We start from the raw sequence: 19,730 nt of genomic DNA on the forward strand, positions 1-19,730 counted from the left end.
CGAGCGGAGGTGCAGTCCGATGAACGACGTCCCGCAGTCCCCGGTGGAGCTCTCGACGGTGCCGCTGGCGGAGAAGGTGCGCCTGCTGACCGGCGCCAGCACCTTCACGCTGCACGGCCACGACGGTCTGGGGCTGCGACCGATGGCGTTCTCCGACGGTCCGACCGGTGTGCGCGGACTGCAGTTCAGCGGCGGACCCGAGGTGACGCTGCTGCCGAACGCGACCGTGCTGGCCTCGTCCTGGGACGAGGACGCCGCCGAGGAGGTCGGCCGGATCCTGGCCGAGGAGGCGCTCGCCCAGGGCGTGCACGTCGTGCTCGGACCGACCATCAACCTGCACCGCTCGCCGCTCGGCGGGCGCTTGTTCGAGGCCTACTCCGAGGATCCACTGCTCTCGGGGCGCCTGGCTGCGGCGTACGTGCGCGGGATGCAGGCCGCGGGCGTCGGCGCCTGCCTGAAGCACCTCGTGGCCAACGAGTCCGAGACCCAGCGCAACACCGTCAGCTCGGTCGTGGACGAGGCGACCCTGCGAGAGATCTACCTGCTGCCCTTCGAGATCGCCGTCGCCGACGCCGACCCGTGGTCGGTGATGTCGGCGTACAACCGCGTGAACGGCATCCCCGCCACCGAGCAGCACCACGTGCAGGTCGAGGTGCTCCGGGACGACTGGGGCTGGACCGGGCTGGTGATGTCGGACTGGTTCGCGACCACCTCTGCCGCCCCCGCGGCGAACGGCGGCCTCGACCTGGTGATGCCCGGGCCGGACGGGCCCTGGGGCGATGCGCTGGTGCGGGCCGTGGAGTCCGGCGAGGTCGCGGAGTCGACCGTCGACGAGCACGTACGCCGCCTGCTGCTGCTCGCGGACCGGGTCGGGGCCCGGGGCGCTCCTCGCGAGGCGCCGGCTGACCTGCCGACGCCGGACTCCACGGTGCGCCGCGAACAGATGACGCGTCTCGCCGCGGCCGGCCTCACCGTGCTGACCAACCGCGGCGGGGTGCTGCCACTGCGGTCGACGGACGCCGTGGCGCTGGTCGGCCGCCACGCCGTCGAGACGATCTGCATGGGAGGAGGCTCCTCGAAGGTCAACCCGCCGCATCAGGTGAGCATCGTCGAGGGCCTGCGTACGCGGCTGGCCTCCGGCCCGGCCGTGGTCGACGGGGTGGCCGTGCGTCGGCGCCCGACGATGGCGCGGCAGGACGTGCTGTGCGCACCCGGCGGCAGCGACGCGTCGGTGGTGTGGGAGCTGCTCGACGCCGACGGCGAGGTGCTGGAGACCCGCCGCACCGAGGAGGCCGAGACCGTCGTCGGGTGGGACGACGACCTGCCTCGGCCGTGCGTCGGGATCCGCGTACGCGCCGAGGTGCTGCTCGACGGCGGGGTCGAGGTCGGCGGGCTCGGCGTGGGCGACTGGACGCTGCGGCTCGCCGGCGAGGAGCGGTCGTACGCGGCGCGCGTGGACGGTGACGGCTTCGGCGAGGAGATGCTGAAGCTGCCCGGGGAGACGTTCCGTGTCGACCTGCGCGGCGAGGGACCGCACCACCTGGAGGGCACGGTGCGCCTGCTGGACGCTGACGACCAGGGGGCGATGGCCGGGGTGGCACGGCTGCAGATCGCGGCGACCACCGCGGTGCGGCCGACCGAGGATGTCCTTGAGGAGGCCCGGCGCGCTGCCCGGGCGTGCGAGGTGGCGGTGGTGGTCGTCGGTCTGACGGAGGAGCAGGAGACCGAGGCCGTCGACAAGAGCACTCTCGCGCTGCCGGGGGACCAGGACGACCTCGTCCGTGCCGTCGCGGCGGTCGCCCCGCGGACGGTCGTGGTCGTGAACGCCGCGACGCCGGTGCTCATGCCGTGGCTCGATGAGGTCGACGCGGTGCTCTGGGCGGGACTTCCCGGTCAGGAGGGCGGACACGCGGTCGCAGCCGCCCTGCTGGGCGAGGTCGAGCCGGCGGGTCGACTGGTGACGACGTTCCCACGGGCCGACGGCGGGTCGGTCGCCTGGAGCGTGACGCCGGTCGACGGTGAGCTGACCTACGACGAGGGGCCGTGGATCGGCTACCGGGGTCACTGGGCGGGACGGGCGCCAAAGCCGCTGTTCTGGGCGGGGCACGGCCTCGGGTACGGCGCCTGGGAGTACGCCGACGCCGAGGTGACCATCGACGGCACCGGCCCGGGCGCCCTGGACGTGGCGGTGACGCTGCGCAACCTCGGTGAGCGGGAGAGTCGCGAGGTCGTGCAGCTCTACTGGGACCCGGCGGCCGACGACCAACCCGTACGCCTCGTCGGTTGGACCGCGGCAACGGTGGACTCCGGAGCCGAGCGACGGGTGCGGGTCTGTGCGGACGCGCGGATGATGCGCCGATGGGACACCGCGGCCGGTCGATGGGAGCAGATGCCGCTGGACGGCACCGTGCTGTTGGCCCGGGGTCTCGGGGACGTCAGGGCACGGCTCGACCTCGGCTGAGCCGATCGCTGCCGGCCCTCAGGCAGCGATCAGCCCGGCCAGTTGTGTCTCCGCGGGGCTGCGGCGGGGTGAGGGTGCCCGCGCGGGTGGGCGGTGCACCGGGGTGGGGCTGAACCAGGTGTGGCCGGTCGGCCCGCGCACGGTGGTGCCGGTGGCGTCTGGTCGGTGTGACCAGCCGTCGAGTTCCTTGACGAGGTTGCAGCGTGCGCAGAGGCCCTGCCCGTTGGCGTAGGTGGTCTGCCCGCCGTCGCTGACGGCGGTGGCGTGGTCGAGGTGGCGTACGGGGGCGTCGCACCACGGCGTACGGCAGGTCTGGTCGCGCAGCACCAGGAGCCGGCGCAGCACGCCGCGGAACTCGCGGGCGCGGGAGTCGGTGGCGGCGAGCTGTCCGGTCACGGGGTCGGTGAACAGCCGGCGCAGCCAGACCCGGTCGGCACCGCGCACGAGACGACGCCCCAGCCACGCGGGCAGGGGCCCGTAGCCGTCGAGATGCGCAGCGGACTCGCTGCCGTCGATCGCGTCATCCGGGTCGACGCCTACGCCCTCCGCGCTGTCGGTGGGCGGCGCCAGCAGCGCCTGCTGGTCCATGACGAGGTGGAGCGCGATCGGCGTGCCGGTGGCCGGCTCTGCCCCGGTCACGCGCGAGACGAGCAGATCGGCCATGAGCTGACCGCAACTGCGTTCGTCCCCTTGCGCCCGCGCGGCGTCGGCTGCCTGCTGCAAGGCTGCGTGACAGGCCACGCCGTCCTTCACCGGGAGGAAGCCGGTCACGTAGGTCATCGTGTCGGGAGCCGGTCGCACGCTGACGCAGCGGTCGGACTCGGCACCGCGGACGCGTCGAAGGCTGGACGTCGGATCGAGGCGGTAGCCGATCGCGCGCGCAGCGGCGCCGGCGCGGCGGTCGCCGAGGTCGGGCAGCTGATGGGCGAGCTCGGCGTCGACCTGGCGTCGATGCACCGGCGTGAGCACGGCGGTCTCCTTGACCACGATCGTGGCGCGCCACTCGCTGACCTCGCCGCGCTCGAGGGCTCGCAGGGAGTGAGGCATCTCGTCGACCAGCGCACGGGCGAGCCCGAGCAGCCGGGATCCCTTGTGCGGTGACTCGCGGCGAGCGAGGGCGATCTCAGACGCCAGACCCCGCCCCCGCTGGGCTGCCGGGACGCCACCGGCCTCCTCACGTCGGCAGCGCTTCTCGTGCAGTGTCGCGCTCGCCCGTGCCTGCAGGGCGGCGAGTGCGGACTTCGCGCGTTCGGCGGAGCCGATCAGCTCGAGGAGCGCGGACTCGTCGAGGGCCTCGACCTCGTGCGTCGACAGCAGCGAGGGCAGCACCGCAGGCAGGTCGGACACGGGGACCGTGGTCGGCCCCGTCCGTCCGTCTGTCTCGCGCTCGATGTGCCTGAGTCGAACATACGTGCGACCACCGACAGTTCGGCGACGGCGGTGAAACCGATGCCTCGAGGCAGACCCGACTACCGGCGCGTACGCAGAAACTTGCCGAAGTGCGGCACGGTGAACGCGACCGTCCCCCGCTCCGCGGAGTAGACGAGGCCCTTCTTGATCAGCCCGTCCCTCGCCGGCGACAGCGACTGGGGCTTGCGCGCCAGGTGCTTGGCGATCTCTGCCGTGCTCACCGGTCCGTCGCCGACCGCCTCACCCAGGTCGGCCATCGCGCGCATGTAGTCGCGCTCCGCGGGGGTCGCGCGGTCGTACCGCACCCCGAAGAAACCCCCGGCGAGCTCGGCCTCGGCCTCCGGCGAACCCTCCCGGACGTCGTCGACGGTGATCGGGTCGGCGAGGGCTGCGTCCCAGACGACCTTGCCGTACGCCTGCACGAAGTAGGGGTAACCGTCGGTCAGCCGGTACAGCTCGTCGAGCGCGTCCGGCTCGAAGCCCACCCCCTCGGACTCCGCCGGGATCAGCAACGCCCGGTCGGCCATCTCCCGCGGCAGGGCGTCGACGCGCACGTAGCGGAAGAGGCGCTCGGCGTACGACTTGCTCGCCGCCAACGCCGCCGGCAGGTGCGGCAGACCCGCGCCCACGACGATGAACGGCGACCCCTGCTGGCTGATCTCGTGGCACGCCCCGCACAGGGCGGCGAGCTCCTCGGTGGCGACGTCCTGCATCTCGTCGATGAAGACGGCCAGCCCGACACCGAGGTCGCGGCCCAGCTCCCCGATGTCGGTGAGCAGCTCGATCAGGTCGAGCTCGAGGTCACCGGAGTCGGCGCGCCCCTTCGCCGCCGCCACGTCGGTGGGCGGGGTCCAGCGGATTCCCTTGCGGTCCTTCAGCTCCGTGCGCAGCGCGAAGGACTTCAGCACCCCGGCGACCTCGTCGATGCGCTCAGGATCGCGGTGGCGGTGGGCGACCTCCCGGATGGCGGCGTGCAGTGCCTGGGCGAGCGGCAGCCGGAGCGACTGGTCGGGGCGCGCCTCGACCTTGCCGGTGCCCCAGAGCCGCTGCACGGCCTGACCACGCAGGGCGTTGAGCAGCACGGTCTTCCCCACGCCGCGCAGACCGAAGACGACCATCGACCGCTCGGGACGGCCCGATGCGACGCGTTCGAGCGTGACCTCGAACTGCTGCAGCTGCAGGTCACGACCCGCCAGCTCGGGCGGGCGTTGACCGGCGCCGGGGGCGTACGGGTTCCTCACGGGGTCCACGATCGGACGGTATCGCGCTGTCTAGGCTCCTTGCTAGATTGCGCTAGCGGCACCTAGCGCGTGTCGCGCTGGCGCCGAGCCGTAGCGTTCGCCCCATGCGTCGTCGTTGGATCCGGTCCCCGCTCCCCCTGGCCCTGCTCGTCACCCTGATCAGCATCGCCATCGGTCTCGTGATCCTGTTCGTCACGGGCAGCTTCGACGCGCTCGAGCCGGGCGAGACGCGGCCCACCAGCGCCGAGGTCATGGTGCGGCTGCTGTCGCTCGCCACGGCGGAGCTCTTCGTCCTCTGGGGCGTCTTCTGGCTCGTCCGTCGCTCGCGAGCGAAGTCTGACCGCGTCTAGCATTCGCGCTAGAGAGCTCCATACTGGGCGAGAGGCACGCGTCGCGCCACCCCTGCGGCCTAGGATGACGGCGTGCCGGAGCTGCCCGAGGTCGAAGCGCTCGTGCTCGACCTGCGTGGCCGCCTCGCCGGACGCTCCGTCGCGCGCGTCGACGTCGCCGCCTTCAGTGCACTGAAGACCTTCGACCCGCCCCTCAGCGCGGTGTCGGGCCGGCCGATCGACGGGGTCGAGCGCCACGGCAAGTTCCTGGCGATCTCCTGCTCGGGCACCTGGCTCGTGCTGCACCTGGCCCGCGCCGGCTGGGTGCGCTGGCGCGACGAGGTGCCGGCCACGCCACCCAAGCCGTCGAACAAGTCGCCGATGGCGCTGCGCATCGTGCTCGACGACGGCTCCGGGCTCGACGTCACCGAGGCGGGCACGAAGAAGAGCCTGGCGCTCTACGTCGTACGCGACCCGGCCGAGGTCGAGGGCGTCGCCCGCCTCGGGCCGGACCCGCTCACCGACGACTTCACCGCCGAGACCCTCGCCGGCATCCTCGCCGGCGCCGGCCGGGCACAGGTCAAGGGCGTGCTGCGACATCAGAGCAACGTCGCGGGCATCGGCAACGCCTACTCCGACGAGATCCTGCACGCCGCCCGCATGTCGCCGTTCAAGCCGGCCAGCGCGATCGCCGAGGACCCCGACGCGCTCGCCACGCTGTACGACGCCGTCCGCACCACCCTGCGTACGCACGTCGACCGGGCCTCGGGAACCCCGGCGACCGAGCTGAAGAGCGAGAAGAAGGCGAACCTCGCCGTGCACGCCCGCACCGGCCAACCGTGCCCGGTCTGCGGCGACACCGTGCGCGAGGTCAGCTTCGCGGACTCCTCGCTGCAGTACTGCGCGACCTGTCAGACCGACGGCAAGCCGCTGGCCGACCGGCGCACCTCGAAGTTCCTGAAGTAGGTCCCGCCCGACCAGACCGCCTCCTGCGGCCGGAGCGGCCAGGCGTGACGCGGTGGCACCGGGGGATGCTGCAGGCATGATCGGATTTCTCGTCGCAGGCCTCGTCATCGGCGTCCTCGCCCGCTTCTTCAAGCCCGGGCGTCAGCGTCTGTCGATCCTCGCCACCCTCGGCCTCGGCCTCGTCGGGTCGCTCATCGGCGGCACCATCGCCTGGCTGATCGGCTCCGGCAGCATCTGGGAGCTCAACGTGCTCGGCTTCATCCTCGCGGTGGTCGCCGCGGTGATGCTGATCGGCACTGCTGAGGCGGTCACGAACAAGGACCAGGCACACGGACGTCCCTGGAGCTGAGCACCGACTCCGAGCCCGCCCCGGCGAAGGCCGCGGGCAGGGGTAGGTCCAGGGCGCGGGCGAGCCGGTCAAGGTAGTCCTCGCGGCTGACCTCGACCACGCCGAGGGTCGCGAGGTGGTCCGTCCGCCACTGCACGTCCAGCAGGCGGCGCTCCGCGTGCTCGTCGTCGAGCCGCGTCACCAGCCCCCACAGGGCGACCTTGGAGGCGTCGCGTACGCGATGGAACATCGACTCCCCCGCGAAGAGGCCGCCGACCGCGATGCCGTAGAGCCCGCCTACCAGCTCGTCGTGCTGCCACACCTCCACCGAGTGCGCCCAGCCGAGCCGGTGGAGCTCGTTGTACGCCTCCTCGATGTCGGGGTCGATCCACGCCCCGTCCCGCGGCGGGTCGGCGCAGGCCCGCACCACCTGCGCGAAGGCCGTGTCGACCCGCACCTCCATGTCGCGCGCCGACTGGCGCAGCGAGCGGCGTACGGGGAAGTCCCCGACCGGCAGGACGCCGCGGTGCACCGGCGACCACCACGCCATCTCCGAGAAGTCACCCTCGTCGAGCCGCATGGGGAACAGCCCCGCCCGGTACGCGGCGAGGAGGGTCCCGGGGGCCAGGTCCGCGCCCAGTGCGACGACGTCGCCGGCACGGCGTCCGTGAGCGGTGCCCCGCAGGTCGGGGAGAGCCCACCGCGACGGCTCGGGTTCGACCGGTGCCATGGGTCTCGTCCTTCCCGCTGCGTGCCCGTGCACTCCCACGGGAAGCCTCCGCCGTACCGCTAGATTCGCAGACGAGCCCGGCACGTCCGCCAGGGACCGTCGAGACACGCAGCCACCTGGAGGAACCCGATGGGCCGGATCCGCAACTTCGCGAAGGGCAAGGTCGTCGACGCCGCCCGCGATCGTGCTGCGGAGGGTGCGAGCGAGCATGCACCCGGCATGAGCGCGAAGGTCGTGCACCAGGCCCTGGAGCGTGCGCTCCACGGCGTGGGCCCCCTCCCCGCCGCGACGAAGGCCGCCGACGAGCAGCTGCGAGACCACGACGGCGACGTCGAGAAGGCCATCGACGCCTGGACCCGCAACCACATCGCGCTCGCCGGCGCTCAGGGCCTGCTGACCAACCTCGGCGGCCTCGTGACCTCGCTCGCGTCCATCCCCGCCAACCTCGTCGGCATCACGGTCGTCCAGTCGCGCATGGTCGCGGGCATCGCGCACCTGCGCGGCTACGACGTCGAGGACCCGCGCGTCCGCGACGCCGTGCTCGCCACCCTGCTGGGCGAGGACCGCGTACGCCAGCTCGTGCGCCGTCGCCGCGTCCCCGCACCTCCGATGGCGCTGGCCACCGCCCCCGAGCACGACAGCACGCTCGCCCCGGTGATCGCCGCCGAGGTCGCGAGCGAGCTCGTCACCCGCGTCGCGGGACGGCGCCTCGCCACCCAGGTCGGGCGTCGCGTGCCGGTGCTGGGCGGGGCGGTCGCCGCGGGCACCGACGCCTGGTCCACGCGCGGGTTGGCGACGTACGCCTCACGCGAGCTGCGCAAGCGGCCCGCCGCCCGCTGACGGGCGCCGACTAGCGCCGCAGCCGGTCCCGCAGGCGCCGCGCCACCGCCAGCGTCAGGGTCTCGCGGCGGCCCGGCGGCGCGGCCGGGCCCGGCGGCGCGGGCGCACCCGCAGGCCCGGGCCGACCCTCCTCCGCCGCGATCTCGGTCATCGCCGTGAGGGCGTCGAGCGCGACGTCGAGCTGGTCCTCCACCGACACCTCGTCGGGATCCACCCACGCCTCGGCATCCGGCCCCGGACGCGGCACGAGCTCGTCGAGGTCGCCGTAGACCCGGTAGCCCGACGCCCCGAGCTCGCGCACCCACTCCCTGGCCAGGTCGGTGGCCCAGGCGTGCTGGTCCGGTGGCATCGCCGCCCTCGTCATGCCCTCGCGCTGGGCAAGGTTGTGGTGCACGAGCTGCTGGCGGACGAGCCGCCGGTAGGGCCGACCCGGCAGGTCGACCTCGCCGAGGCGCTCGTTGAGGTCGCGCAGCACCCGGATCTCGGCGACACCGATCGAGGAGTTCGATGCCTGGCTGTCCCTCGGCGCCCACGCGGGGTCGACCCCGAGCGCGCGGCACCACCGCAACCACAGCGAGTCCTCGCCGTCACGGGACTGCGGCACCAGCACCAGGTGGACCCGCTCCGGCGGCAGCGAGGCGCCCCACCGGGCCAGCACCTCCGGCACGTGCTGGACCCGCCAGAACCACAGCTCGCGCGGGTCCTCGTGCTCGGCCTCGCGGATCTGCTGCAGGAACGTGGCGAAGCTGCGCTGACGACGGTGCTTGATGCCTTCCTGCCACTCCGCGGGCACCTGACGCCCCAGGTCCCGCGCCGTGTAGACCAGGTGCACCTCGTCGCCGCCCTCACCGAGGTCCCTCATGGCGCGGGCGACGTGCTCGGCCCGTGCGCCGGCGAGGATCTCGTGGCTGATGACCAGCGTCGCGTCACGGTCGGTCGCCCGGACGCGGCGCATCAGCCGCTCCTCCCAGGCCCCCACGAAGTGACGGCGCTGACCGCCCCACGGTTCCTCGATCAGGTCCAGCGCGGCACCGAAGTGCGTCGGCATCTCCTCGTCGACGACGTAGTGCACGCCGTGCTCGGCGAGCGCTCCGGCATTGAGCCGCATGCGGTCCTGGAGGTAGGTGGTGCCGGTCTTCGGCGCCCCCACGTGGATGTAGACCCGGCGTGACATGGCCGTGAGTATCCCGCAGCCCCGACCCGTCGGTCAGTCGCGGCGTCCCCGGGCGCGCCGGTACACCCGGTGCAGGCGGCGTCCCGTCTCGCTGCGCTGGGCAGCACCGACGACGGCCTGGCGTACGCGGAAGCCCGGGGTCTCGTACGCCTCGGCGAGCTCACGACCCAGCCGCTCGGTCTCCTCGGCGAACTCCCGCTCCTGGCGCTGCAGCTTGCCGTGCAGGTGCTCCTCGATGCCGCGCAGCCGCACGGTCTCGGCCAGCAGCGCGGCGATCGAGGCGACGGCAGCGTCCGCGACGTACGCCTCGTTGGGACGGTCGGGGTTGCCGTGCGCCGGCAGCTCCTCGGGGTCCGCCGGGACGAGCTCGGCGAGGTCGCCGACCACGTCGACGTCGCGCTGCTGCAGCAGCCGCTGCCACTGCCGGGCGAGGTCGGCCGCCCAGACGTGGTCGGACTCGGGAAGTCCCAGGCGCGGTGAGTCACGCCGCGTGGAGAGCGTGCGGTGCGCCAGCAGCTCGCGGACGTAGTCGCGGTACATCGGCGCCGGGGTGTCGGCGTTGACCGCCTCGTTGACCCGGCGCAGCAGGGCCGCCTCGGCCGCTCCCAGGGAGGCGTTGGACCGCTGGGCGCTGAGGTCCAGACCCGTGTCGTCGAGGCCGATCACGTCGCGGACGCGCTGCCACAGCAGCTCCCGCGGTGCGTCGGGCTGCGGCACGGTGACCAGGTGGACCCGGCCGGGGGGCAGGGCGTACCCCCAGCGGTCGAGCACGTCCGGCACGTCCTGCACGGCCCAGAACCACTGGGCCACGTCGTCGTCCAGCGCGTTCTCGCGGATGCGCTCGAGGAACTCCGCGTACCCCATCGTGCGGCGGTGCTTGACGTTCTCCTGCCACTCCGCGGGCAGCTGGCGTACGAGGTCCCGGGCCGTGTACAGCACGTGCACCTCGCTGCTGCCGCCCTCGAGCCCGTCGAGGCTCTCCAGCACGCGACGCACCTGCGTGCGCGAGGCCCGCGCGAGGATCTCGTGGCTGATGACGACCGTGCCCTCACGCTCCAGCGTCGCCGCGGCGAGCCGGTCCCACGCCCCCACGGCCTCCCGCTCGAGGCCGCCCCAGTCGAGCTGCATCAGGTCCAGCGAGGCCAGGAAGTGGGCGTCGAACCGGTCCGCGACGTAGTGCACGCCCTGGGCAGTCAGCTGCTCGGCGTGCCGGAACAGCACGTCCTGCACGTAGGAGGTGCCCGTCTTCGGCGCCCCGATGTGCAGCACCACACGCCTCACGCTCATGCCGACTCCCGTCCGTGCAGTCCTCGGGCGACGGCGAGGCATCCCGTCACCGCCGCCTCGAGCACCGCGTGCTCGTCGGGCCCCTCGGGGAGGCCGAGCGCCTCCCGGGGGCCGTGGTCCTCGAGGTCGCCCACGATGACGCAGCCGCTCTCGGCCAGCCTCGCCTGGGACTCCCGGGCCATGTCCTGCAGCCACCCACGCAGCTGGGCCGGGGGCGCCGGCACGACGTCTGCACCGCTCGGGCGGTGGCCCTGCGTGCGCGTCTCCACGGCCAGCAGGCGGCGCAGCGTACGACGCGCCTCGTTGCGCCCCTCCTCGTCGGTGGCGACGCCGAGCGCGGTGTTGACGTTGCGGACGACCTCCACGCACGCAGCACCGAGGTCGAGGTGTCCGACGTCCTGCGGCTCGAGGTCGACCTCGAGCACCTGGTCGAGCAGCTGGGCCGCACGCGCGGAGCTGGGGGCGACGACGACGAAGACCCGGTCGGCGCCGAGGCGGTCGACCCACTTCTCGGCCAGCGACGCCGGGTCGGCGTACACCGGGAGCTGGTCGTCGCTGTGCCACTTGGCCCAGAACCGTCCCCACTTCACCTCCGCGCCGCGCAGCACGCGGTGGGCCCACACCTCGGCGGCCATCACGTCGACGGGGAGCACCACGACGACCGCGGCCTCGAGCGGACCGGCGTCGTCGTACGCGCGCTGCCGCAGCTGACCGCGCAGCGAGTCGACGGTCTGCGGGGCACCGGTGATCTTGACCGCGCGCCGCCACGGCTGCTTCGTGCCGTGGTCGCGGACGGCCGGGACGCCGTCGTGCCGCAGCAGCAGCGAGACCAGCACGCCCGAGGCGACACGGACGAGCTCCGCCGGTGGCAGCTCGTCCATCGGCACCGGGCGCGGACCCGAGGACCCCTCCACGGGCGCACCCGGCAGCGGCAGCTCCGGCAGCCCGCGACCGGGCCCCGAGACGGCCATGACGGTGTCGGCGAGCGCCGCGAAGTCGGCCGCGGTGCCCGAGCCCACGCTGTGCTCGGCGCGCTCGGCGAGACGGCGCAGCAGCTCGAGCTGCGCGGCGCCGGGCAACGGCACGCCGTACGCAGGAGGCGCCGCGGAGGGCACCTCGCCGGCGCTCCAGGTGTCCCACGGCGTCGACCCGCCGGCCCGCAGGTGGTGGACCCACGACCAGGCGGCGGCCTGGAAGTCCGGCAGCGGCCGGGTCACGGACCCTCACCGGGAGTCGGGGTGCCCTGCACGCGGCGCAGCGCGCGCTTGCTCCGTCGCGCCACGCGACGTGCCAGGGCCGCCGCCCGCGGGTGGCTGACGGGCCGGGCCTGCGGGTCGTGCTGCGCGGCTCGCTGCAGCACCGCCACCAGGGCGTCCATGGCGGCGTCGGCGACGTCGCCCTGCTTCGGCTTGTCGACCGGTCGGGTGCGCTCGCCGGGTCGCGGCGCCGGGACACGCAGCTCGTCGAGGTCCCCCACCACGGGGATGCCCTGCTCCTGGACCCAGCCGATCCACTCCTCGGCCAGCGGTGCGGCCCAGGAGTGCACGGTCGCGTCGATCGCGGCCTTGTCGCTGCCCGGTCGCTGCGCGAGGGTCTCGTGCACGACGAGCTGGCGGACGAGCACCCGGTAGGCCTCGTTGCGGAAGTCGACGGCCTTCAGCCGCTTGTTGAGCCGTCGCAGCATCGCGGTCTCCGCGGTGCCGATCGAGGTGTTGGCGCCGCCCGCCGGCTCCGGGGCCCAGGAGGGGTCGATGCCCATGGCCGTGCAGTAGCGGTGGAAGAGCTCGTCGGGCCCCGCCCCCGAGCGCGGCACCGTCACCAGGTGCAGCCGCTCGGTCGGGACCGCGACCCCCCAGCGGGTCAGCACGCCGCGCACGTCCTGGGCACGCCAGAACCAGATCTTCGCCCCCGGCCCCTTGCGGGCGGAACCGATGACCGTCGTGAACTTCGCGAACGAGCGCTTGCGCCGGTGCTTCACGCCCTCCTGCCACTCGGCGGGGATCTGCCGGGCGAGGTCGCGCGCCGCGTACACGACGTGCACCTCGTTGGTCTCCTCCCCGGTGCAGCCGGCTGCCTCGAGTTGGGCCACGGCCTGCCTGACCTGGGCCTTGCTCGCCCCGGCCAGCAGCTCGTGCGACACGATGACCGTCGCGCCGTCGGGTGCTGCGGCGACGTCGGCGACGAGCTCGTCCCACGAGCCGCGCACCTGCTCGCGCTGACCGCCCCAGTCCATGTCGATGAGGTCGAGCGCGGCGCTGAAGTGGTCACCGCCGTCCAGCACGGGGTACGTCACACCGTGGGCGGCCAGACGCGCGGCGTTGGCGGCCAGGCGCTCCTGGAGGTACGTCGTGCCGGTCTTCGGGGCACCGACGTGCACCACGACCCGGCACCGCGGTCGGTGAGGGGATCCGGGGTCGGTCACGGGGGTCATCTTGGCACCTGTCGAGGGCGGTGGCAGGTTCAGACGGCCGCGACGACGCGCGAGGGGCTCGGCCGGCCCAGCTGCTCCGCCATCCAGCGCGACGTGCCCGCCAGGGCCTTCAGGTCCACACCGGTGCCGACGCCGAGGCCGTGCAGCATCCAGACCAGGTCCTCGGTCGCCAGGTTGCCGGTGGCGGACTCGGCGTACGGGCAGCCGCCGAGCCCGCCGGCGCTCGCGTCGAAGACCGTGACCCCCTCGACGAGGGCGGCGTACGCGTTGGCCAGGGCCTGGCCGTAGGTGTCGTGGAAGTGCACGGCGATCTGCGCCAGGTCGACGTCGCACTCGACGAGCTCGCGCAGCACCGCCCGCACGTGGCCCGGCGTGCCGACCCCGATCGTGTCGCCGAGGGAGACCTCGGCGACACCGAGGCGCAGCAGGCGCTGGGCGGCGCGGGTGACGTCCTCGACCGGCACGGCGCCCTCCCACGGGTCGCCGAAGCACATCGAGAGGTATCCGCGGACGCGTACGCCCTCCTCGCGCGCCCGGCGGACGACCGGCTCGAACATCGCGAACTGCTCCTCGTAGGTGCAGTTGAGGTTGCGGCGGGCGAACGTCTGGGTCGCGGAGGCGAAGACGGCGATCTCCCGGACACCCGCGGCCAGGGCCCGGTCGAGACCCTTCTCGTTGGGCACGAGCACCGGGAGGTGCTCGGGTCGGGTCGTCATCGGACCACCGTCGGTGCGCAGCACCTCGAGCAGCTCGGTCGCGTCCGCGAGCTGCGGCACCCACCGCGGGTGCACGAAGCTGGTCGTCTCCACGGTGGGCAGGCCGGCCGCGAGGAGGCGGCGCACGAACTCGGCCTTGACCTGCACGTCGAGCACCGTCGACTCGTTCTGCAGGCCGTCCCGGGGGCCGACCTCGACGATGCGGACGCGGTCCGGCAGGCCGGGGCGGGTCACGACGGTGGGCTGGCGCATGGGGTCATGCAAGCACGTGACCCCAGGCGGTCACACCCCCTCCACGGTGGCGACCTCGGCGCCCAGGGACACGCGGTCGCCCACCGCGACGTCGACCCGTCGCACCTCACCGTCGAAGGGAGCCCTCAGCGCCAGCTCCATCTTCATGGCCTCCATGACCACCAGCACCTGACCCTCGACCACCGCGTCGCCGGGCGCGACGTGCACGTCCAGCACCGTGCCCGGCATCGGCGCGGTGAGAGTGCCGTCGCCGACGGCGGCGGCGGAGTCCCGGAAGGGGTCGGGACGCTCGAAGACGTGGCGATGACCCCGGTGCACGACCTCGGTGCGGAGAGGCGTCCGCCGAAGGAAGCAGGTGGACGGCTCGCCCTCGTGTGAGACCTGCAGCCGGGTCAGGCCCTCCCCGGGATCGACCGCGGACGACAGCTGCGTCACGGCCGGGTCGACCGCGGTGGCGACCAGGTCGGTGCGCACCACGGCAGCCGGCGCACCGGACCGCCACCCGTCGGGCGCGAACGGCTCGCCATGACCCGCTTCGGGTCGCGTCGTGAGGGCGGCCACCGCGGCCGCGACCGCGGAGGACGGCGGCTCGAGCTCGACCTGGTCCAACCAGGCGGTCTCGACGTGGGCCCCACGCACCTCGGGGGTGGTGGTGAGCCAGCGGAGGAAGCCGGTGTTGGTGGTCAGACCCGTGATCGCCGTCGCGTCGAGGGCGCCGGTCAGGCGGTCGAGGGCGGCGTCGCGGTGGGGGGCGTACGCCACCACCTTGCCGAGCATCGGGTCGAACCCGGTGCCGACGGTCTGACCCGACTCGAGGGCGTGGTCCACCCGGACTCCCCGGTGATGAGCCGGGTCGGGCCACACCACCCCGGTCGCCGTGCCGGCCTGCGGAAGGAAGCCCGCGTACGCGTCCTCGGCGTAGATGCGCACCTCGACCGCGTGACCGACGGTCGTGACGTCGTCCTGGGCGTAGCCGAGACGCTCACCGGCGGCCACGCGCAGCTGCTCCGCGACCAGGTCGACCCGCTCGCCGCGGACCCGCGAGACCTCCTCGGTGACCGGGTGCTCGACCTGCAGGCGGGTGTTCATCTCGAGGAAGAACACCTCGCCGGTGGCGTCGTCGAGGAGGAACTCGACGGTGCCGGCTCCGACGTACCCGACGTGTCCGGCCAGCGCGACGGCGCTGTCGCGGACGGTCCGGCGCACCTCGTCGGTGAGGCGGGGGGCGGGTGCCTCCTCGAGCACTTTCTGGTGGCGGCGCTGGGCGGAGCACTCGCGGTCCCCCAGGTGCACGACGGTGCCGTGGGTGTCGGCGAGCACCTGCACCTCGAGGTGGCGGCCGTGCTCGACGTACCGCTCGATGAGCATGGTGTCATCGCCGAAGGCGCTCGCGGCCTCGCGCTTCGCGGCGGCGACCGCCTCGTCGAGCTCGGCGGCCGATCGCACCACGCGCATGCCCTTGCCGCCGCCGCCCGCGGCGGCCTTGACGAGCACGGGGAAGCCCGCGTCGGTCTCGGGCTCGCCCTGCGGCACGACGGGCACTCCCGCCTCGACGGCGAGGTCGCGGGCGCGGTCCTTGCGTCCCATCTGGTCCATGACCTCGGCGCTCGGACCCACGAGGGTGATGCCGGCGGCGTCCAGGGCGCGGGCGAACGCGGCGTTCTCGGACAGGAAGCCGTAGCCGGGATGGACGTACGCCGCGCCGTGCTCGCGTGCCGCGGCCACGACGGCCTCGACGTCGAGGTAGCTCGGCACCACGGCGACGGCGTCGGCCTCGCGGGCGTGCATCGCGCCCGCGTCGGCCTCGGTCACCAGTGCGACGGTGCGTACGCCCAGGTCACGGCAGGTGCGGATCACCCGGCGGGCGATCTCGCCGCGGTTCGCGATGAGGACGGAGGACACGCCCATCACATCCTGAAGACGCCGTAGGACGGCGTCGGGATCGGGGCCTGCGCGGCCGTGGCGAGACCCATGCCGAGCACGCGACGGGTGTCGGCCGGGTCGATGATCCCGTCGTCCCAGAGCCGGGCGGAGGCGTAGTAGGGCGAGCCCTGGGTCTCGTACTGCGCGCGGATCGGGGCCTTGAACTCGTCCACGTCGGGATCGTCCTCACGGCCCGCGACCGTCGCCAGCACCGAGGCGGCCTGCTCGCCGCCCATCACCGAGATGCGGGCGTTGGGCCACATCCACAGGAAGCGCGGGTCGTACGCCCGGCCGCACATGCCGTAGTTGCCGGCGCCGTAGGAGCCCCCGATCACGACGGTGAACTTCGGGACCACCGAGCTGGCGACCGCAGTGACGAGCTTGGCGCCGTCGCGGGCGATGCCGGCGTTCTCGTACTCCCGCCCGACCATGAATCCGGTGATGTTCTGCAGGAACACCAGCGGCACGCCTCGGCTGTTGCAGAGCTCGACGAAGTGCGCGCCCTTGCGGGCGGACTCGCTGAAGAGGATGCCGTTGTTGGCCACGATGCCGACGCGGTAGCCGTGGATGCGGGCGAACCCGCAGACCAGCGTCTCGGCGTACAGCTGCTTGAACTCGTGGAACCGGCTGCCGTCGACGACCCGGCGGATCACCTCGCGCACGTCGTACGGGGTGCGGGCGTCGACGGGCACGACATCGTAGAGGCCCTCGGGGTCGAGCTCGGGCTCGACGTACGCGTCCGCGTCGCGGGTGATCCAGCGGTCGCCGGGCTGCGCGCCCGGACCCACGGTCTCGACGGTGCTCATGATCGAGCGCACGATCTGCAGCGCGTGGGCGTCGTCGTCGGCGAGGTGGTCGACGACACCGGACGTGCGCGCGTGCACGTCCCCGCCGCCGAGGTCCTCCGCGCTGACCACCTCACCGGTCGCGGCCTTCACCAGCGGCGGGCCGCCGAGGAAGATCGTGCCCTGCTCCTTGACGATGACGGTCTCGTCGCTCATCGCCGGCACGTACGCCCCGCCCGCGGTGCACGAGCCCATCACCGCGGCGACCTGCGGGATGCCCTGGGCGGAGAGCTGCGCCTGGTGGAAGAAGATGCGCCCGAAGTGCTCGCGGTCGGGGAACACCTCGTCCTGCCTCGGCAGGAACGCGCCGCCGGAGTCGACGAGGTAGACGCAGGGCAGCCGGTTCTCCAGGGCGATGCGCTGGGCGCGCAGGTGCTTCTTGACCGTCTCGGGGTAGTAGGTGCCGCCCTTGACCGTCGCGTCGTTGGCCACCACGACCGTCGGACGGCCGGCGACCATGCCGATGCCCGTGACGATGCCGGCGCTGGGCACCTCGTCGTCGTACATCCCCCCGGCGGCGAGCGGCGCCAGCTCGAGGAACGGGGAGCCGGGGTCGAGCACCCGGTCGACACGCTCGCGGGGCAGCAGCTTGCCGCGGGCGACGTGCCGCTCGCGGGAGCGTTCCGACCCGCCCCGGCGTACGCGCTCCAGCCGATCGCGCAGGTCACTCGTCAGGTCGCGGAGCGTCGGAGCGGGCTCGTCGGGCACGCGGGCCAACCTAGCCGGGTCCGCCTCCGGAGTGGTCGCAGTGTGTCGGTGCCAGGCTGGGTGACATGACGACCATCCCGTACGGCGCCTGGCCCTCCCCGATCTCCGCCGCGTCGCTCGCCTCTGGCTCCTCCACGGCCTCCGACCCGCGCGTGGTGGACGGTGACCTCCTCTGGCAGGAGAGTCGCGACGGCGGTCGTGTCGTCCTGGTGCGCAGGTCGCTGGGCATCGCCGGCGCCGCCGAGGAGCCGGTCTCGCCGCCGTGGATGTCGGTGCGGTCGAGGGTGCACGAGTACGGCGGTGGCGCCTGGGCTGCCGCGGACGGGGTCGTCGTGGCGGTCGACTTCTCCACCCAGCGGCTCTGGCGCCTCGACGGCGACGACCCCGTGGCATTGACGCCCGAGGTGCCCGGGTCGTCCGGCGCGGCGCTGCGCTGGGGTGCGCCGGAGGTCGACGTACGCCGTGGCTGCTGCATCGTCGTGCGCGAGGACCACCGGGGGCCGGGCGAGCCGGTCAACAGCCTCGTCCGGGTCCCGCTGGAGGTGGCGGCGTCCGGGCCGGACGACGGTGTCGTGCTCGTGGCCGGCAGGGAGCGCTCGCTGCCCCGTCCCGACAGCGACGACGCCGGGGATCCCGCACGTCCTGACTTCGTCGCCGACCCCGTGCTCAGCCCCGACGGCAGCCGTCTGGCCTGGGTGCAGTGGTCGCACCCGCACATGCCGTGGGAGGCGGGCGAGGTCTGGGTCGCTGAGCTCGACGCCGCCGGCGACCTCGTCAGGCCGCGGGCGGTGCTCGGCGGGACCGGGCGTGCCGCCTCGTCCCCGACCTGGGTCGACGGGACCCACCTCGCCGCGTACGCCGAGATCGGCCCCGTCGCCCGACCCTGGCTGGTCGACGTCACCGATGACGACGCCGAGCCGGTCGCCCTGGCTCCGCAGGATCCCGCGGGACCCGAGCACGGCGTCCCGGCCTGGCAGCTGCGCATGCGGACGCTCGTCCGGCTCGACGACGGCCGTCTCGCGGGCGTGCACACCGTCGAGGGGCGTACGGGCCTGGTGCTCCTCGACCCGGACGGCGCCGACCCCGTGCCGCTCGCGGCCGACGCGCTGCTGCGACCCACCGGTCTCGGTGCCCATCCCGAGGGAGTGATCTGCCACGGGTCGGTGCCCGGGCTCGGGTCCGGCACGTTCGTCGTCCCCCTCGACGGCAGCGACCCCCGCCCGATCCACGTCGCGACCCCGGCGCCGGATCCCGCGTACGCGGCCCCGCCCGAGGCCATCACCTGGACCGGTCACGGCGGCGACACCGCCCACGGCTTCCTGCACCGCCCGACCCACCCCGACGTCGTGGGACCCGCGAGTGAGCTGCCGCCGCTGGTCGTGATGGCGCACGGCGGACCGACCAGCGCGACGGTCGCCGTCGCCCGGGGCGTGACCGCCTTCTTCACCTCTCGTGGCATCGCGGTGCTCGACGTCGACTACGCCGGGTCGACGGGCTACGGCCGTGCCTACCGTGAGCGTCTGGCGGGCACCTGGGGCGAGGCCGACATCGTCGACGTCGTAACCGGGGCCCGGCACCTCGCCGACACCGGCGTCGTCGACCCCGACCGGATGGCGGTGCGCGGTGGCTCCGCGGGCGGCTTCGTCGTGCTGGCGGCGCTGGCCTTCCATGACGTCTTCAGCGCGGGGGTGAGTTTGTACGGCGTCTCCGACCTCTCACTCCTCGCGCAGGAGACGCACAAGTTCGAGTCCCGCTACCCCGACGGGCTGGTCGGGCCGTGGCCGGCGGCGAAGGAGACGTACGACGCCCGCTCGCCGCTGTTCCACCCCGAGGGCATCACCGCCTCGCTGCTCCTGCTGCAGGGACTCGACGACGAGGTCGTGCCGCCCAACCAGTCCTCGCTGCTCGCCGAGGCCGTCCGCGAGGGCGGTGGCGACGTCGAGCTCGTCGAGTTCGCCAGAGAGGGGCACGGGTTCCGCGACCCGGCGGCGGTCGAGCGGGCGTGGCAGCTGGAGCTGGACTTCTACGGGCGCCGGTGGGGGTTCAGCCCCGCCTGAGTCGACGCTCCGGATGATTCGTTTCACCGTTG

General features: G+C 73.6%; 16 protein-coding genes. 6 read left to right on the forward strand and 10 right to left on the reverse strand.

The genetic code is table 11. The features are described 5' to 3' along the window. The first annotated feature begins 19 nt into the window (after nucleotides 1-19). A complete protein-coding gene (locus tag KLP28_06360) occupies nucleotides 20-2,461 on the forward strand; it encodes a glycoside hydrolase family 3 C-terminal domain-containing protein (GenBank protein QWC86311.1) in 2,442 nt (813 codons plus the stop codon). Between the two features lie 18 nt (nucleotides 2,462-2,479). Here the strand turns inward: KLP28_06360 and KLP28_06365 are convergent, their stop codons facing one another. Beyond that, a complete protein-coding gene (locus KLP28_06365) occupies nucleotides 2,480-3,808 on the reverse strand; it encodes a DUF222 domain-containing protein (GenBank protein ID QWC86312.1) in 1,329 nt (442 codons plus the stop codon). 122 nt (nucleotides 3,809-3,930) lie between these two features. Then, on the reverse strand, nucleotides 3,931-5,121 hold the full coding sequence (locus KLP28_06370; GenBank protein ID QWC86313.1) for an ATP-binding protein: 1,191 nt from the start codon (nucleotides 5,119-5,121) through the stop codon (nucleotides 3,931-3,933). Nucleotides 5,122-5,216: 95 nt separating this feature from the next. Here KLP28_06370 and KLP28_06375 point away from each other — a divergent pair, with 95 nt between their 5' ends. The 3 genes from KLP28_06375 (at nucleotide 5,217) to KLP28_06385 (ending at nucleotide 6,756) form a co-directional block, all read left to right on the forward strand. After that, nucleotides 5,217-5,462, forward strand: a complete 246-nt coding sequence (locus KLP28_06375) for a hypothetical protein (GenBank protein ID QWC86314.1) — start codon at nucleotides 5,217-5,219, stop codon at nucleotides 5,460-5,462. Between the two features lie 72 nt (nucleotides 5,463-5,534). Further along, nucleotides 5,535-6,407 carry an Fpg/Nei family DNA glycosylase gene (locus tag KLP28_06380; protein QWC86315.1) on the forward strand — a complete coding sequence of 291 codons (873 nt, stop codon included), beginning with the start codon at nucleotides 5,535-5,537 and terminating at the stop codon, nucleotides 6,405-6,407. A 76-nt stretch (nucleotides 6,408-6,483) separates the two neighbouring features. Then, complete coding sequence (locus tag KLP28_06385; protein ID QWC86316.1) at nucleotides 6,484-6,756, forward strand: hypothetical protein; 273 nt, start codon at nucleotides 6,484-6,486, stop codon at nucleotides 6,754-6,756. Here the strand turns inward: KLP28_06385 and aat are convergent. Next, entirely contained in the window at nucleotides 6,716-7,465 is a 750-nt protein-coding gene (gene aat / locus KLP28_06390; GenBank protein QWC86317.1) for a leucyl/phenylalanyl-tRNA--protein transferase, read from the reverse strand. The genes KLP28_06385 and aat overlap by 41 nt on opposite strands. Before the next feature lie 129 nt (nucleotides 7,466-7,594). Between aat and KLP28_06395 the strand changes: the two genes are divergently transcribed. Further along, a complete protein-coding gene (locus KLP28_06395; GenBank protein ID QWC86318.1) occupies nucleotides 7,595-8,305 on the forward strand; it encodes an EcsC family protein in 711 nt (236 codons plus the stop codon). A 10-nt stretch (nucleotides 8,306-8,315) separates the two neighbouring features. Here KLP28_06395 and KLP28_06400 read toward each other — a convergent pair whose 3' ends face one another. The 7 genes from KLP28_06400 to KLP28_06430 are packed head-to-tail and all read right to left on the reverse strand — an operon-like array spanning nucleotide 8,316 to nucleotide 17,650. Beyond that, entirely contained in the window at nucleotides 8,316-9,479 is a 1,164-nt protein-coding gene (locus tag KLP28_06400) for a hypothetical protein (protein QWC86319.1), read from the reverse strand. Between the two features lie 33 nt (nucleotides 9,480-9,512). Then, nucleotides 9,513-10,766 (reverse strand): hypothetical protein, encoded by a 1,254-nt coding sequence (locus tag KLP28_06405; protein ID QWC86320.1) that lies wholly within the window; start codon nucleotides 10,764-10,766, stop codon nucleotides 9,513-9,515. Next, a complete protein-coding gene (locus KLP28_06410; GenBank protein ID QWC86321.1) occupies nucleotides 10,763-11,983 on the reverse strand; it encodes a hypothetical protein in 1,221 nt (406 codons plus the stop codon). Before KLP28_06410 ends, KLP28_06405 begins: the two co-directional genes overlap by 4 nt. Then, nucleotides 11,980-13,188, reverse strand: a complete 1,209-nt coding sequence (locus KLP28_06415) for a hypothetical protein (GenBank protein ID QWC86322.1) — start codon at nucleotides 13,186-13,188, stop codon at nucleotides 11,980-11,982. The genes KLP28_06410 and KLP28_06415 overlap by 4 nt, the downstream gene beginning before the upstream one ends. Before the next feature lie 38 nt (nucleotides 13,189-13,226). Next, nucleotides 13,227-14,165, reverse strand: a complete 939-nt coding sequence (locus tag KLP28_06420; GenBank protein ID QWC86323.1) for a hydroxymethylglutaryl-CoA lyase — start codon at nucleotides 14,163-14,165, stop codon at nucleotides 13,227-13,229. A gap of 30 nt (nucleotides 14,166-14,195) precedes the next feature. Further along, nucleotides 14,196-16,073 carry an ATP-grasp domain-containing protein gene (locus KLP28_06425; GenBank protein ID QWC86324.1) on the reverse strand — a complete coding sequence of 626 codons (1,878 nt, stop codon included), beginning with the start codon at nucleotides 16,071-16,073 and terminating at the stop codon, nucleotides 14,196-14,198. Beyond that, complete coding sequence (locus KLP28_06430) at nucleotides 16,073-17,650, reverse strand: methylcrotonoyl-CoA carboxylase (GenBank protein QWC86325.1); 1,578 nt, start codon at nucleotides 17,648-17,650, stop codon at nucleotides 16,073-16,075. The genes KLP28_06425 and KLP28_06430 overlap by 1 nt, the downstream gene beginning before the upstream one ends. Nucleotides 17,651-17,706: 56 nt before the next feature. Between KLP28_06430 and KLP28_06435 the strand changes: the two genes are divergently transcribed. Next, nucleotides 17,707-19,698, forward strand: coding sequence for a prolyl oligopeptidase family serine peptidase (locus KLP28_06435; GenBank protein ID QWC86326.1), 1,992 nt, complete (start codon nucleotides 17,707-17,709; stop codon nucleotides 19,696-19,698). The last annotated feature ends 32 nt before the right edge of the window (nucleotides 19,699-19,730 follow it).

The organism is Nocardioidaceae bacterium (genome assembly GCA_018672315.1).
Lineage (GTDB): Bacteria > Actinomycetota > Actinomycetes > Propionibacteriales > Nocardioidaceae > TYQ2.